This is a genomic window from Streptomyces sp. STR69 (assembly GCF_024519455.1).
Classification (GTDB): Bacteria; Actinomycetota; Actinomycetes; order Streptomycetales; family Streptomycetaceae; genus Streptomyces.
Genome location: NZ_JALJRY010000005.1, coordinates 45,331 through 59,418 on the forward strand (window position 1 = coordinate 45,331; position 14,088 = coordinate 59,418).

Annotated in this window: 14 protein-coding genes and 1 pseudogene; 9 read left to right on the top strand and 6 right to left on the bottom strand. The window is 69.7% G+C overall.

Features of this window, described 5'->3' with window-relative positions; all coding sequences use genetic code 11:
- Nucleotides 1-87: 87 nt before the first annotated feature.
- The 3 genes from OC490_RS10660 to OC490_RS10670 are packed head-to-tail and all read right to left on the bottom strand — an operon-like array spanning nucleotide 88 to nucleotide 2,851.
- A complete protein-coding gene (locus tag OC490_RS10660; RefSeq protein WP_262057626.1) occupies nucleotides 88-663 on the bottom strand; it encodes a hypothetical protein in 576 nt (191 codons plus the stop codon).
- A complete protein-coding gene (locus OC490_RS10665; protein ID WP_262057627.1) occupies nucleotides 660-2,162 on the bottom strand; it encodes a sensor histidine kinase in 1,503 nt (500 codons plus the stop codon). Before OC490_RS10665 ends, OC490_RS10660 begins: the two co-directional genes overlap by 4 nt.
- A complete protein-coding gene (locus OC490_RS10670) occupies nucleotides 2,159-2,851 on the bottom strand; it encodes a response regulator transcription factor (protein ID WP_262057628.1) in 693 nt (230 codons plus the stop codon). The genes OC490_RS10665 and OC490_RS10670 overlap by 4 nt, the downstream gene beginning before the upstream one ends.
- A gap of 168 nt (nucleotides 2,852-3,019) precedes the next feature.
- Here OC490_RS10670 and OC490_RS10675 point away from each other — a divergent pair, with 168 nt between their 5' ends.
- From OC490_RS10675 to OC490_RS10715, 9 genes and pseudogenes are all read left to right on the top strand, one after another.
- On the top strand, nucleotides 3,020-3,994 hold the full coding sequence (locus OC490_RS10675) for a hypothetical protein (RefSeq protein WP_262057629.1): 975 nt from the start codon (nucleotides 3,020-3,022) through the stop codon (nucleotides 3,992-3,994).
- Nucleotides 3,991-5,481, top strand: a complete 1,491-nt coding sequence (locus OC490_RS10680) for a peptidoglycan-binding protein (RefSeq protein ID WP_262057630.1) — start codon at nucleotides 3,991-3,993, stop codon at nucleotides 5,479-5,481. The genes OC490_RS10675 and OC490_RS10680 overlap by 4 nt, the downstream gene beginning before the upstream one ends.
- Nucleotides 5,482-5,504: 23 nt before the next feature.
- Nucleotides 5,505-6,242, top strand: a complete 738-nt coding sequence (locus OC490_RS10685; protein ID WP_262057922.1) for an ABC transporter ATP-binding protein — start codon at nucleotides 5,505-5,507, stop codon at nucleotides 6,240-6,242.
- Nucleotides 6,239-7,525 (top strand): ABC transporter permease, encoded by a 1,287-nt coding sequence (locus tag OC490_RS10690; protein WP_262057631.1) that lies wholly within the window; start codon nucleotides 6,239-6,241, stop codon nucleotides 7,523-7,525. The genes OC490_RS10685 and OC490_RS10690 overlap by 4 nt, the downstream gene beginning before the upstream one ends.
- Before the next feature lie 99 nt (nucleotides 7,526-7,624).
- Complete coding sequence (locus OC490_RS10695; RefSeq protein ID WP_262057632.1) at nucleotides 7,625-7,771, top strand: hypothetical protein; 147 nt, start codon at nucleotides 7,625-7,627, stop codon at nucleotides 7,769-7,771.
- 106 nt (nucleotides 7,772-7,877) lie between these two features.
- Nucleotides 7,878-9,887, top strand: a complete 2,010-nt coding sequence (locus OC490_RS10700) for an ABC transporter ATP-binding protein (protein ID WP_262057923.1) — start codon at nucleotides 7,878-7,880, stop codon at nucleotides 9,885-9,887.
- 100 nt (nucleotides 9,888-9,987) lie between these two features.
- Nucleotides 9,988-10,206, top strand: a pseudogene (locus OC490_RS10705) (XRE family transcriptional regulator); the annotation flags it as partial.
- A gap of 385 nt (nucleotides 10,207-10,591) precedes the next feature.
- Complete coding sequence (locus tag OC490_RS10710) at nucleotides 10,592-11,137, top strand: class I SAM-dependent methyltransferase (protein ID WP_262057633.1); 546 nt, start codon at nucleotides 10,592-10,594, stop codon at nucleotides 11,135-11,137.
- Between the two features lie 255 nt (nucleotides 11,138-11,392).
- Entirely contained in the window at nucleotides 11,393-11,788 is a 396-nt protein-coding gene (locus tag OC490_RS10715) for a hypothetical protein (protein ID WP_262057634.1), read from the top strand.
- Here the strand turns inward: OC490_RS10715 and OC490_RS10720 are convergent.
- Genes OC490_RS10720 through OC490_RS10730 form a run of 3 tightly spaced genes read right to left on the bottom strand, consistent with a single transcriptional unit; the run spans nucleotide 11,776 to nucleotide 13,967 of the window.
- A complete protein-coding gene (locus tag OC490_RS10720) occupies nucleotides 11,776-12,318 on the bottom strand; it encodes a cupin domain-containing protein (RefSeq protein ID WP_262057635.1) in 543 nt (180 codons plus the stop codon). The two genes, OC490_RS10715 and OC490_RS10720, sit on opposite strands and share 13 nt — an antisense overlap.
- A gap of 19 nt (nucleotides 12,319-12,337) precedes the next feature.
- The gene (locus OC490_RS10725) at nucleotides 12,338-13,222 is read right to left on the bottom strand and encodes an NmrA/HSCARG family protein (protein ID WP_262057636.1); all 885 of its coding nucleotides are present in this window, start codon (nucleotides 13,220-13,222) and stop codon (nucleotides 12,338-12,340) included.
- Nucleotides 13,104-13,967 (bottom strand): hypothetical protein, encoded by an 864-nt coding sequence (locus OC490_RS10730; RefSeq protein WP_262057637.1) that lies wholly within the window; start codon nucleotides 13,965-13,967, stop codon nucleotides 13,104-13,106. Before OC490_RS10730 ends, OC490_RS10725 begins: the two co-directional genes overlap by 119 nt.
- Nucleotides 13,968-14,088: the final 121 nt, after the last annotated feature.

The window sequence follows — 14,088 nt, forward strand, 5'->3', positions numbered from 1 at the left end:
CGGATACCCGGCGACTACCCCAAAGCCCTGGGTCAGGGCCAGTGGCACCGAAACAGCCCGGTTCCCAGGCGCAGGGCAGCGATACGTCTATCCGGAACGGGAGGCGGCGGCAGACCTCCGGGCCTGGGCGGGGCAGGTCGCGTCGCGCCCTTCGGCGCTCCAAGGTCTCTTGGCGCCTCTCGCGGTGGCCTTGATGACCACCTCCACCGATACGACGTCCGGGTCTTCGGCGTGGCGGGCGCCGGCGGCCGTGCAGACCACCTGGGCGAGGGCATCTCCGAACAGTGGTTTGACAGTGGCGGGGAAATCCGCCGGGTCGTCGAAGCGCAGCTCGATCGACACCTTGGCGCCATCGGTCCGGACCGTCGGATCCTTCTTCAGCTTCCGCAGCAGGCTGCCCATGCCCACGCTCAGTTCGGATCTGGTCGGGCCCTGGAACAACAGTCGTACGGCCGCTTCGACGCTGGGCCGCTGGGGGATCCTGCGGGGGGCCGCGACCAGGCCGCCCTTGCCCGTGAAGTAGAGCGTGATGGTCGACCGGATACCGGTGGCGGGTTCCCCCGAGCCCACCACACCGGTCGTGGGGATGCCGCAGGCGCCGAGCAGGAGCGCCCCCGCGAGAAGAAGCAGCGCGGGCCGGACGGCCCGGTGGACAGGGCTCACGGATGGCTCCCCTCGGCCGGTTCGGCGGGTACTGGTGGTGGCTCGTCCTGTCGCAGCGGGAGCTCTACGGTGAAGACGGCGCCGCCGTGCGCACCGTTCGCCGCCTGGATGGTGCCGCCGTGCAGGTGGACGTTCTCCGCGGTGATGGCGAGTCCGAGGCCGCTGCCCTCGGTCCTGGTGCGGGCCGTGTCCGATTTGTAGAAGCGGTCGAAGACGTGGGGCAGGACGCTTTCGGGGATGCCCGGTCCGCTGTCCAGCACTTCGATGACCGCCCGCCGCCCGTCGTCGGGGTGTTCCCACTCGAAGAGGTGCAACCGTACGGGGCGTCCGCCGTGGCGGAGGGCGTTCCCGACCAGGTTGGCGACGATCACGTCGAGGCGGCGCGGGTCGAGGCTGCCGCGGAGTGTGCCCGGCGGTGGAAGCCGTGCCTCGACCGTCTCCAGCCAGGCGCGGGAGGCGAGGGTGCGCCGGACGGAGTCCGCGAGGTCGATCTCGTCCAGGTGCAGACTGGCCGCGCCCGCGTCGAAGCGGGACATCTCCATGAGGTCCTCCACCAGGCGGGCCAGCTTGACGGTTTCCTCGCTGATGAGCCGTACGGCGGTGGCGGTGTCGGGGTCGAGATGGACCGCGTCCTCGTCGAGGATGTCGGTGACCGCGGACATGGCGGCCAGCGGGGTGCGCAGTTCGTGGGAGACGTCGGCGGCGAAGCGGCGGGCGCGTGCCTCCATGCGGCGCAGTTCTGCGACCGACTCCTCCAGCGCGGCGGCGGTCTCGTTGAAGGTGTGGGAGAGGTCGGCGAGTTCGTCGGAGCCGTTGACGGCGAGCCGGGTGTCGAGGTGGCCCTCGGCGATGCTACGGGTGGCCCGGCGCAGCTCGCGTACCGGCCGCAGTACGCCACGGGCGGCCAGCAGTGCGAGCAGGACGGCCAAGATCAGCGCAGGCACCGTGGCGCGCTCGACGGCGGGGACCAGGGCCTGGACGTAGGCCTGTTCGGTGGTCTGCGGCACCGTCAGGAAGACGTCGAGCCCGGACGGGTCGGACGTCGGCCGCTCCGCGGAGCCGAAGGTGACCGGCACGCCGACGACGAGTGCGGGGCTGCCGTGTGTCGTCACCCGCTGGAAGACGGTGTTCTCGCCGGAGGCCACGGCCTTGCGCAGGTCGGGCGTCAGCTGCTCGAACGGGTCCTGCGGTGAGGAGGTGGCGCTCAGGCCGCCGTAAGTGGCCAGCACGCGCCAGTTCTTCAACGGTTCGGAGCGCGCCAACTGCTGTGCGAACAGGTTCAGTTGGTTCTGGTCCGGGGGAAAGTCGAGGTCGGCGGCGAGGGTGTCGACATGGTCGCGGAACTGCCCGATCACCCCGTCCTGGCTCTGCTGGAGCACCCCCGTACGAGCTTCCCGGAACGTCAGGGCGCCGGTCGTCAGGGTGGAGACGCAGGCGACCAGCACGAAGGCCACCAGCAGCCGGCCGCGCAGGCCGCGCAGCGGCGGGGGCGCCTTCACCGTGATCTGAACTGATAGCCGAAGCCGCGCACGGTCTGTATATAGCGCGGCTGTCCCGGAGGCTCACCCATCTTGGTGCGCAGCCGTTTGACGCAAGCGTCCACCAGCCGTGAGTCACCGTGGTAGCTGTGCTCCCAGACGGCTTCCAGCAGTTGCTGCCGGCTGAACACCTGACCGGGCGAGGCGGAGAGGGTCAGCAGGAGCCGTAGTTCGGAGGGAGCGAGGGCGACCGGTGCGCCTTGGTGGGTGACGGTCAACGCGGCCCGGTCGATGGTCAGTTCTCCATGGGTTTCCGTCTTCGGCGTGGTTCCGTCGGAGGGTGTGCCGCCGACCCGTCGAAGGACGGCACGGATACGGGCTTCGAGCACGCGGGCCTGGACGGGCTTGACGACGTAGTCGTCGGCTCCCGCTTCGAGTCCGACCACGATGTCGATGTCGTCGCCCCGGGCGGTCGCCATGATGATCGGAACCTGGTCGTCGGCCCCGCGGATGCGGCGGCACACGTCGAGCCCGGACAGGCCGGGCAGCATCAGATCGAGGACGACGACGTCCGGCCGGAACGACCGCAGCTGTTCCAGCCCGTCCTCACCCGTCCCGGCGGCGGCGACGTCGTGCCCCTGGCGGCGCAGCGCGAGTTGGACACCCTCACGAACAGCGCGGTCGTCTTCGATGAGCAGGACACGTGGCATGTGCTCAGTATCCGTACAACACCAGGCCAGGCCGGTGCTGTTACCGGACGATCACATACTCGCGGGCGGGTGGGCGGACCCGGCGTCCTGTCGCCGCCCATCGGCTGTTGCCGTTTGATCACACTCCGGGCCAGTTCCCATCACACCGCGGGTCCAGCCTCATCCACCATGAACGCACACAAGAGCATGCCGAAGAGGGTCCGCGTTTCCGTGGCGACCGCCCTGGCGATCGGCCTGCTGCCGGTCCTGGCCGCCTGCGGCGGTTCGAGCGACAAGACCGGCGCGAGCTCCGACTCCACGGCCGGCGGAGCGAACGCGGCGAACGACAGTACGACGAACGCCGACGGGGCGGTGCAGCTCACCGTCCCGGACGGCGCGGACGCCGAGACCAAGAAGACGTATATCCAGCAGAACACCCTCGCGGCCTGCATGAAGAAGCAGGGCTTCACCTACACACCGCACGTGGTGACGGCGAGCGGCGACGACTCCTTCGCCGGGCTGGACGCGGAGGACTACGTGGCGGCGAAGAAGTCCCGGGAGAAGTACGGGTTCGGCAACTACGCCGCCGCCGTCTACCCCGACGACCCCAATGCCCCCTTCAGCAACCCCGGAGGGAAGGCGGGAGAAAAGCGGACCGACGCCGTCGCCGACGACGACGAGAAGGGTCTCACCCCCGCCCAGCAGAAGGCGTACCAGGAGGCGCTGGCGGGCCCCCAGGCCAAGTCCAAGGCGGACGAGAAGATCGGCGGCTGCGAACTCAAGGCGTCGATAGCCGTGAACGGACACGCGCTGAGCGCCGCCGAGGAGAAGAAGGCGGAGAACGCCAAGGCGGAGGCGAACCGCGCGAACGGTCTCGAGCTCAACGGCGACGCCCAACTGGTGCAGCTCGCCCAGGGGTACGCCACCTGCCTGAAGGCACAGGGCATCCCGGTCAGCACCACCCAGCCGACCGGTATGTCCGACATGGTGCGGATGGAGCAGAAGGTGCCGGAGAACCACTTCAGCATGTCCAAGGCGGAGGCGCTGCCGCTGCTCACCAAGGAGATCGACCTCTCCCTGAAGGACCTGGAATGCGGCAAGAAGTTCCGGGCCGCGTACTTCCCCAAGGAGAAGGCCCACCCGTACTACGGCGACAACGCATGAGCCGGTTCAGCAGCCGCAAGCACCTGGGCGCGCTGGTCGGCGCGGTGGTTCTGGTCGGCGCGGGCGGCTGGATCGCCGGTACGCAGGTGCGCTCGCCCGCCGACGCCGCCGCCGCGCACACCGCGCCGAAGGCCGGCCCGGTGACCGTGGCCGTCCAGCGGCAGTCCCTTACCGCGACCGTGGTGGCGTCGGGGTCCGTCGAGTTCGCCTCGCCGCGCCCGCTCGCGCTGGCCGGCGCGGTCGGCACCGGAGCGTCCGCGACCGCCGGCGGCGAGGGCGCGGAGCAGCGGATCACCAAGGCACCGGTCGCCGGTACCAAGGTCAAGGAGGGCGACGTACTGATGGCGGTCAACGGCCGTCCGGTGCTCGCGCTGAGCGGAACCGTGCCGATGTACCGGGCGCTGGGCCCAGGTGCCTCCGGCGACGATGTGAAGCAGCTCCAGAAAGCGTTGCACCGGCTCGGATTCTTTTCCGGATCGATCAGCGGCAACTACGGCCAGGGCACCGCGGCGGCGGTCACCAGCTGGTACTCGAGCAAGGGGTACGAGGCCCAGAAGCCCAGCGCGGACGACGAGCAGCAACTGGGCCAGCTGCAGCAGGCGGTGTCCGCCGCCCAGCAGACGCTGCTCACGACCAACAGCGCGAGCAGCAGCAGCGGCGACGAAACGGAGACAGGGACAGCGGCGGGGACGGAAGCGGGCGCGAGCGGCAGTACGAGCTCGCCGAACCCGCAGTCCAGCACCGACGCACAGATCCACCAACTGCAGCTCGAATCCGCGAAGAAGGCGCTGAACATGGCGAACGCCGCGCTCAGCACCTTCCAGGCCTCCTACGGGACGAAGGTCCCGGCCGGCGAGGTCGTCTTCTTCCCGAAGCTGCCCGTACGGCTGAACAAGGTGACGGTGAAGACGGGGGACACCGCGTCCGGCCCGATCGGCACCGTGACCAGCTCCGACCTGGAGGTGCAGGCGGTCGTCCCCGGCGCGGACGCCCAACTGCTGCGGAAGGGCATGGCCGTCGAGCTGACGACGACGGACGGCAAGAAGGCGGCTGGCACGGTGTCGGCGCTCGGCGCCGACGCCGCGTCCTCGACGACCACGGCGACGGGCTCGGACGGGGACAGCGAGGGATCCACCGGGACGACCTCGGGGGACACCGGGAGCGAATCCGCCGGCACCTCCGCCACCGACTCCTCGGCCCCGGTCCAGCTGCGGATCTCCGTACCCAACTCCGGCGAACTGGCCGACGAGGCCGAGGCCGCGGTGAAGGTGACCATCAAGATCGGTGCCTCGGACGGCAAGGTGCTGGTCGTACCGCTCGCCGCGATCCGCACCTCGTCCGACGGAAACGTCCGGGTGCAGGTCGAGCGCGGCGGCAGACTGAGCGACGTCCATGTCACCGTCGGGCTCTCCGCGGCCGGACTCGTCGAGGTGAAGCCGACGGGCGGCACGCTGGAGCAGGGCGACAAGGTGGTGGTGGGCGAATGACCCCGGGCACCGCCCCAGCCGCCATGGTTCCGACGACCGAGGGTGCCGCACCGGAGGACGACGGCGGTGACCCGGACGCCGTCATCGAACTCACCGGTGTGGAGCGGACCTTTGACTCCGAGCCCCCGGTGCACGCGCTGCGCGGTGTGAACCTGACCGTTCGGCGCGGCGAGCACCTCTCGATCGTCGGCCCTTCCGGCTCGGGGAAGTCGACGCTGCTCAACACGCTGGGCCTGCTCGACCGTCCCACCTCCGGTACCTACCGGCTCGACGGCGTCGAGACCACCGGGCTCGGCGACCTCGAACGCACCGCGCTGCGCGGCAGTCGTATCGGGTTCGTGTTCCAGTCCTTCCACCTCCTGCCGTACCGCACCGTCGACGAGAACGTCATGCTGGCCGAGGCGTACCGCAGGCCACGCCCGGGGCTCGGCCGCGGTACCCGTCTGACCCGCGCCCGGGAGGCGCTGGACCGGGTCGGGCTCGGGCACCGGTCGGGCTTCAGGCCCGACCGGCTCTCCGGCGGCGAACGCCAACGCGTCGCCATCGCACGGGCGTTGATCAGCGATCCCGCGCTGCTGCTCTGTGACGAACCGACCGGCAACCTGGACAGCGAGAACACCCTCTCCGTGCTGGAACTCTTCGACGACCTGTGCGCCCAGGGCATGACCCTGGTGCTCATCACCCACGACGAGACGGTCAGCCGCCGCGCGGGCCAGCGGGTCCGCATCACCGACGGCCGCCTCACCCAGGAGCCCGAGTGAAACTCGCGACGAGGGGGCTGACGAGGGCGGGGACGAGGGCGAAGGCGACACCGGCCGGGACCCGCATCGAACGCCCCTGGATGGACCCCCGGGACCTGTGGACGGAAGCTCTCGCGGGCGTCATGGCCCGCCCCGTACGGTCCGCCCTGACCACACTCGGCACCGTGCTCGGCATCACCACGCTGGTCATCACCATCGGGGTGGCCTCCACGGCCGGCAACCAGATCGTCGGCCGGTTCGACGCGCTCACCGCGACCTCGGTGACTGTGACCGTGCCGTCTGTGGCGCCCGGTTCGGACGACGAGCCACTGGTGGACTGGTCGGGGACCGACGCCGTCCGGCGGCTGGCCGGCGTGGACTCGGCCGCCGCCCTCGCCGACTCCCCACTGACCAACAGCGTCCAGGTGCGGTCCAACGACGTGAAGGCGCCCGGCGACGTCTCCGGCCAGACCCTGGCCGTGGTGGCCGCCTCGGCCGGCCTGCCCGCCGGGGTACGCGGTGCGATGACTTCGGGACGGTTCTACGACGCCGGCGACATCGCCCGGCACGCCCAGGTGGCGGTCCTCGGCGACCAAGCGGCACGGCTGCTTGGCATCAAGCGGGTGGAGGACTCCCCGGCGATCTTCTTCCGGGGCCAGTCGTACACCGTCATCGGCATCCTCGGCGGCATCAGGCGCGAGCAGCGCCTGTCCACCGCTGTGATGCTCCCGCCCACCACCGCGGCGGACCGCCTCGGCCTGGAGGACGTCACCCAGGTACTCATCAACACCGCGCTCGGCGCGGCCCGGCAGGTGGCACGCCAGGCTCCGATCGCCCTGGCCCCCGGGCAGCAGAACTCCCTCGCCGTGGCGGCGCCGGCCGACCTGTCCAAGGCTCGAAACGGTGTCCAGAACGACGTCAACGGCCTTTTCCTCGTCCTCGGCCTGGTCTCGCTGGTAGTGGGCGCGATCGGCATCGCCAACGTCACCCTGGTGACGGTGATGGAAAGGGTCGGCGAAATCGGGCTGCGGCGCGCGCTGGGCGCCTCGCGACGACAGGTGGCCGGCCAGTTCCTCCTGGAGTCGACGACGATCGGCCTGCTCGGCGGCATCGTCGGCGCGGCCCTGGGCATCGCCGTCGTGGTGTGTGTCGCCGTCTTCAAGGAGTGGACCCCGGTCCTGGACCTGAACCTCGCCCTCGGCGCCCCGCTCGCCGGAGCCCTTGTCGGCCTGCTCGCCGGTCTCTACCCGTCGCTGCGCGCCGCCCGGATGGAACCGGTGGACGCGCTCCGGGCACCTTCCTAGACCGGCACCCTCCCCAAGTTTGTCAAAGCCGAATGGCCGAGGCAAAAAAAGAAACACCGCGTTCAGTTCGAGAAAAAGAAAAGAATGAGGAGAATTTCCATGGCTATCAGCAAGATCATCACCCCCGCGGCGGCTGCCAGGCGCGCGGCGCAGGCGCGGCAGAACGCAGTCCTGGAGCGTAAGCAGCGGGCGGCCGCCCGGGCCCGCATGCTGCAGGCCGCTCGCCGTCGCCCCATCGGCGGCTGATGAATTGACACCGGAGGGCGGGCCTTCGGCATTGCGCCGGGGCCCGCCCTTGATGGTTGCGCGGATTCCGCAGGCAGCGAAATGGAATGAGGGATGAACGTTGACCATGCTCGGAGACCAGCCGACCATGCAGTTCCGCGTGGTCGAACCGGAGCCCGCCCGGTCGACAGGCCGACGCGTCGGCTCCTCGCGCAACCGTGTGCACGGCCGTCACCGTCGCCCCGTCATGGACAGCGCCGACCACGGTGGGGCCGACCGCGACGGGACCGAGCACTACAGGGTCGGCCACAGCGCCTACGAGACCGTTCCGGATCAGGAACAGACCCGGGCGGAGCCGGCGGTCCACGCCGGCGTCCCGGTCCGCCAGGCGGTCAGCCGTTTCTGGCCGCTGACCAGGGGGGACCGCGCCTGGCTGGTGCTGATCTGCGTCTGTGTGGTGCTTGCAGCCCTCGCCGAGACAGCGTCGATCCTGCTGTTCAGCGAACTGACCGACAACGCGCTCCAGGCCGGTTCGCTCTCCGCGTTCTGGGCCCCAGCCGGCATGTGGTTCGCCGCGGCGCTGCTCGGCGCGTTCGTCGGTTACATCGGCAACTCGCTCGCGGTCTGGACCGCCGAACGCTTTGTGATGCGGCTGCGGGAGAAGGTCTTCGCCCACGTTCAGACCCTCCCGCCCGACTTCTTCAGCCGTCACCGCACCGGCGATCTGGTCGAGCGTCTCACTGGGGACGTCGAGTCGATCGAGCAGATGGTGGTCTCCGGTGCGGTCGGTACCGTCTCAGCCGTCTTCAGCACGGTGCTCTTCTCCGCCGCCGCGCTCTATCTGCGCTGGGATCTCGCGCTGGCCACCTTCACGCTGGCCCCGCTGTTCTGGCTGGCCGCCAAGCGGTTCTCCGGGCGCATCAAGATCGTCGCCCGGCAGGAGCGGGTCGCCGACGGTGCGATCACCTCGGTGGTCGAGGAGTCACTCGGCCACATCGTCCTGACCCAGGCCTACAACCGAGGTCGAGCCGAGGAGAAGCGGCTGCGCCGCGAGGCCCGCGCCTGGATGCGCGCCTCGGTGACCGGCGCCCGCCTCAGCGAGCTCTACGAACAACTCGTCGAGGTCGTCGAGACGCTCTGCGTGCTCATCGTGATCGGGCTCGGCGCCTGGGAGATCTCCAAGGGCCGGATGACCATCGGTCAACTGCTGGCCTTCGCCGCCTTCCTGGGCTACCTGTACCCGCCGATCCGCTCCCTCGGCCAGCTCGGCCTGACCCTGACCGCCGCCACCGCCGGCGCCGAGCGGCTGCTGGAGATCCTCGACGCCCGGGCCGCCGTCACCGACCCGGCACCCGGCAGCGCGGTCGAGCTGCGCCGGGTACGCGGCGAGATCGAGTTCCACCAGGTCGGCTTCCGCTACCCCGGCGCTGCCAAGGACTCCCTCAGCGCGGTGTCGTTCACGGCCCGTCCCGGTGAACTGGTCCTGGTCACCGGCGCGAGCGGGGCCGGCAAGTCCACCGTCTCCAAGCTGCTGCTGCGCTTCTACGACCCGGCTGCCGGGCTGGTCCGGCTGGACGGGGTCCCCCTGGACCGGCTGCCGGTGGAGTTCCTGCGGGAAAACGTCGCCCTGCTGCCTCAGGAGACGCTCATCCTGCACGACTCCATCCACGAGAACATCGCCTGCGGCCGGCCGGGCGCCTCCGACACCGACGTCGTCCAGGCCGCCCGCGACGCCGACGCGCATGAGTTCATCGCCGCCCTCCCTGACGGCTACGGCACGCCGATCGACCCGCACACCGCGGAACTCTCCGGCGGCCAGCTCCAACGCATCGCCATCGCCCGCGCGATGCTCCGCGACGCGCCGGTACTCGTCCTCGACGAGCCCACCACCGGCCTGGACGCCCCGACCGCGCGCCGGGTCGTCGAACCGCTGCGCCGCCTGATGCGGGGGCGTACCACCATCATGATCACTCACGATCTGAACCTCGCCCGGGACGCCGACCGTATCCTCGTACTGGACCACGGTCGCCTCGTCGAAGCCGGCACCCACCACGAGCTGATGGCCCACGGCGGCACATACACCTACCTCCACCGCTCGCAGGACAACAGCACCGGGCAGCTCAGGGAATCGCGGTAGCCCTTTCCGTCCGTGGGCGTTCGGTGGCCGATCGCGGTCGGGTTCCAGTGCTGCGGGCCGCCGTTGAAGGCCGCCATCCCTGGCGCGGTCGACCCGGGCGAGGACCGCGACCGCGATCTCCTCGCCCCGTACCGCGAACTCCTCTTCGGTCAGCGGGTCTGCCGAAGCCATGGGTGTCACCCAGGCCCGCGTCTCACGCATCGAGAAGGGCCGACTGGAGCGCAGCGAGGTCGACACCCTCGCTGCCTACGTCAAGGCGCTCGGCGGCAAGTTGAAGATCGTCGCCGACTTCGGCGACGAGACCTATGGCCTCGGTTGACCGGTCGACAGACCACAGCCGGGGTTAATGGACACCCTGGTCGACAGGTTCGCCTCTTGAATTGGCGCAGATGCTCCACCCGGATACAGGGGCGGGGCATCTGCGCATTGGAAGGCGAATCCGCTGCGCGTGGGTTCGATTCCCGACCTTGAGCTGGCGCGATCGTCCTCTATGTCTTCAGTGCGATCCTGTCGGGCCTCATTGAGGCCGAGTTGAGGCCACAAGGATAGGAACAGACCGACAAGGGCTGACGGGCCCCAACCTGGATAACCGGATCTGACCTGCGAAAACGTCTCATCAGGTTCACGGGGTCCTCCCGCAGTCGTACGGACACCGGCCGGTGATACGACGTGCGGCCACCCGGGGCGTTTCCACCATGGCCGCCATGTCGATCATCACCGAGTTCTTCAGACGGCCCCTCATGACCGGTGCTGTGGCGCCCAGTTCACGACGACCGGCGTACGCGATGACCGAGGGCATCGGCCTGGAGCAGGCCCGCACCGTTGCCGAACTCGGCCCGGGGACCCGGGTGTTCACCGACGCGATCGTCGCCCGGCTCGCCTCCGACGCACGGCTCGTCGCCGTCGAACTCAACCCGGTGCTCGCCGCACGGCCGACGGCCACCCGGCGCGATACACGGCTGACCGCGGTGCAGGGGTCGGCGGCCGAACGGGCCGCCGCGGTGGTCTCCGGGCTGCCGTGGACGGTCATACCGCAGAACCAGCGCGGGTACATCCTGGATGCCGTGACCGAAGTCTTCGCGCCCGGCGGCCGGTTCACCACCTTCGCCTACCTGCACGCGGCCTGGACCCCGCCCGCCCGTCAACTCACCGCCGAACCGGCCCGCCGTTTCAACCGGTTGGAACGCTCGAAGACGGTGTGGGCGAACCTGCCGCCCGCTTTCGTGCACCGGGCCACCCAGAGGCCATGACCGCGAGCAGACCCGCGAGAGCGAGGACCACGACCGGGAAGACCAGCGCGAGGGGGGAGACCATCCGCGCGGGGACCCGCCGACCGCGGCCCAGGTCGACACGGTCATCCGCTCCGCACTGCACCAGGCCGACGAGCGCGCCGTCGCCGAGGTCGCCGCCCGCCTGGCACGGGCCGAGGACTGCACCGAGGTGAGGGTCAAGGTCGGGCTGCGCGGACGGATCGCCGCGGCCTTGCTCGGTGCCTCGAGGGGCCGGTGCGCGAGGTGGTCCGTCCGGCGGCCGGCGGAGAGAAGACGCTCAAGGACCTGGTCGCCGAGATGAAGGCGACCGACGCCGCCTTCGCCCGCTCCAAGCGGGAGGTGTTCAAGTCCTCCTTCGGCAACCGCTACCGCGCCGGGCTGATGAAACTTCTGGAGGCCCTCGACTTCCGCTCCTCCCACGACCGGCACAAGCCCGTCATCGAAGCCCTGGCCCTCATCGAGCGGCACAAGGACTCCTCCGCCACCACCTACCTGCCGCTCGGCGAGACCGTCCGGTTGCAAGGCGTGGTCCGCAAGGTCGGCGCCCGGTTCCGGCTCGCCCGACCTCTCACTGGGGGCCTCCGTCGGCCATGGGCGAAACCTGCGGCCCGACCGGTTCACCTGCGCTGACGTCCGGTGCGCTGTGCAGCCTCAGCCTGCGCCGGGGAGGTGAGCGGAGTGAGTTGGTGGATGTCGTGGCGGAGCCGTAGGGCCGCGATCTCGGCTTGGTCCGGCGGTCCCGAGGCGCTCAGAAGGTCGGTGAGTTCCTGAAGGTAGGTCTCGTGCCCGGCCGGGGACACGAGGAAGAGCATCCGGGCGGGTTCGGCGCCGGGGTTCGAGAATGCGTGAGGGCATCCGGCGGGTACGAACATGAAGCTCCCGGGGCCGCCCCGCATCACCTTCGCGCCGGTCCCGGACTCCCAGGAGCGCCAGTCGCCGATGGCCTGGGGGGTGGGATGGAAGGCGAGGAGGTCGAGTTCGCCTGCGAGGACGTAGAACACCTCCTCGGCCCGGTGATGCAGGTGCGCTCCGACATCGAATCCCGGCGCGACCTCGGCCTCGAACACCGACCAGGTCGTCGACTGTTCCGCACCAGCCTTCATGGTCATGGTCTGGATTCGGCGGCCGCCCCCGGGCGGCAGCAGCAGTCCATCGGTCATGTCTACTCGTTTCAGGGGTTCAGGGCTTCCATCCGGTGCTGCGCAACCAGGTCCCGAGTTTCATCAGGCCGGGGTGGTGTTCCCGCAGAGCCGAGATGTCGGGCAGGCCGGCAGGTCGCTCGTTGAAGAACGCGAACATCTTGGCGAGCTGTTCGTCGAAGGCTCGTATCTGCTCGACGGGCACCTGACGCAGCCGTGCCGGCAGGCCGCAGTGGCGGCCGAATGTCTCGGCGATCTCCGGAGGCGTCAGGACATCCCCGGCGATCTCGACGGTCCGGCCGAGGAAGTGCTCGGACCGGTCGAACGCGATCGCGGCGAACGCGCCGATGTCGCGTACCGCGATCAGTGGCATCGGAATCTGCGGTCGTACGGCGAGGCCGAGCACCAGTTCCCCGTTGTCCAGGACCGGGCGGTTGTAGGTGGCGAAGTTGTCCATGAAGGAAACGGGACGCAGGATCGTCGCCGGGAGTCCGAGCGAGCGGAGGTGTTCCTCGATCCGCTGCTTGCTTTCGTAGTACGGGATTCCGGAGTGAGCGTCCACGCCATTGAGCGAGCTGTAGACCAGGTGCTCGATGCCCAGCTCCCGGGCAAGATCCGCCACCGCCTTTCCCCGCCGTTCTTCGGCCACCACGCCTTCGGGGCTGATCCGGGGGCCGACCATCATGGTCAGCACGAGGAACACGCCATGGACGCCCTTCATCGCCTTCCGGAGCGATGCCGGATCGTCCAGGTCGCCGACGACAAGGTCGGCTCCTGCCGTACGCAGTGCTCTGGCGCGGGGTGAATCAGGGTCGCGGACCAGGGCTCTGACCGGCCGGCCGCGCTCGAGCAGTTGCTGTGCGGTCGCGCCACCCTGTTGGCCGGTGGCACCGATGACCAGCACGGGTCCCCTGTGATCTGCCATACGAAGCTCCTTGCGGAAACGGCTGGGCCGTCACATTTCGCGCGGGGTCGGGTCGCCATGGGGCGGTGTCCAGGAGGACCGGCCGGCAGCCCGCGGTGTCAGCTGTGGGTCCGGTGGTCGTGGCCGGCGAGTCGCGGCACCCCCTGGTGCGGTCACGTACCGCGTACGCGCCCCGGGGCCAGTAAAGGTAGACCGAGCTCAGCAGGTCATTCCAACTGCCGCCTCCCATGTACCCGTCGGACTGCCATGCTTCGACGAAGACATTGGAGGGGTTCTTTCCCCTGCCGTCGTTGTCCTTGGCGAAGGAGGTGGCGCAGTTGCCGGTCTTGTAGGAAGAGGTCTGGTCGTTGAAGCCCCACTGGTCCAGGTTCTGCCAGTAACCGCTGTCGTAGAACGACAGGATCCGGCCCGCGGGGAAGGGGGAGGTGTTGAAGTTGGCGTTCTCGTACAGGCGCAGCGGGGTGGAGCAGTACCCCTGGGCAGTGCTGGGGCTTGCGGTCTTGGCCTGTTGAGCGGCGCTCACGTCGCTCTCCTTGACGGTGCGGAAGCAGTCGATGACGCCGCGCCGGACGTTGCAGGCCCTGGCAGCGCCCCAGTCCTTGGACAGGTCGATCGTCTTGCCCTCGAAGCGTGCGAGGGTCGACGTCCCGGCCGCCTGGGCGGTCGGTGCCATGACGGTGGCGCTTCCCACTGCCAGCGCGAGTCCGCCGAGCGTGAGGCCTGCCGTGGCAAGGATTCTCTGCATTCTGCTTGCTCCCCTGATCGGGTCGGGTTCGAGGCATGACCGGAGGCAATTCCTGCCCGCTCGTCGTGGCGGAGCCGGGCCTCCGGGTTGTCCGTCGCGCTCTTTCCTGTCCTGGACCACG

Bases quoted from the DNA above. Each gene is read 5' to 3' on its own strand.
- OC490_RS10730 (WP_262057637.1), bottom strand. From the start codon at position 13,967: ATGCAGAGAATCCTTGCCACGGCAGGCCTCACGCTCGGCGGACTCGCG.
- OC490_RS10700 (WP_262057923.1), top strand. From the start codon at position 7,878: ATGCTCGGAGACCAGCCGACCATGCAGTTCCGCGTGGTCGAACCGGAG.
- OC490_RS10680 (WP_262057630.1), top strand. From the start codon at position 3,991: ATGAGCCGGTTCAGCAGCCGCAAGCACCTGGGCGCGCTGGTCGGCGCG.
- OC490_RS10685 (WP_262057922.1), top strand. From the start codon at position 5,505: ATGGTTCCGACGACCGAGGGTGCCGCACCGGAGGACGACGGCGGTGAC.
- OC490_RS10675 (WP_262057629.1), top strand. From the start codon at position 3,020: ATGAACGCACACAAGAGCATGCCGAAGAGGGTCCGCGTTTCCGTGGCG.
- OC490_RS10670 (WP_262057628.1), bottom strand. From the start codon at position 2,851: ATGCCACGTGTCCTGCTCATCGAAGACGACCGCGCTGTTCGTGAGGGT.
- OC490_RS10695 (WP_262057632.1), top strand. From the start codon at position 7,625: ATGGCTATCAGCAAGATCATCACCCCCGCGGCGGCTGCCAGGCGCGCG.
- OC490_RS10725 (WP_262057636.1), bottom strand. From the start codon at position 13,222: ATGGCAGATCACAGGGGACCCGTGCTGGTCATCGGTGCCACCGGCCAA.
- OC490_RS10710 (WP_262057633.1), top strand. From the start codon at position 10,592: ATGTCGATCATCACCGAGTTCTTCAGACGGCCCCTCATGACCGGTGCT.
- OC490_RS10720 (WP_262057635.1), bottom strand. From the start codon at position 12,318: ATGACCGATGGACTGCTGCTGCCGCCCGGGGGCGGCCGCCGAATCCAG.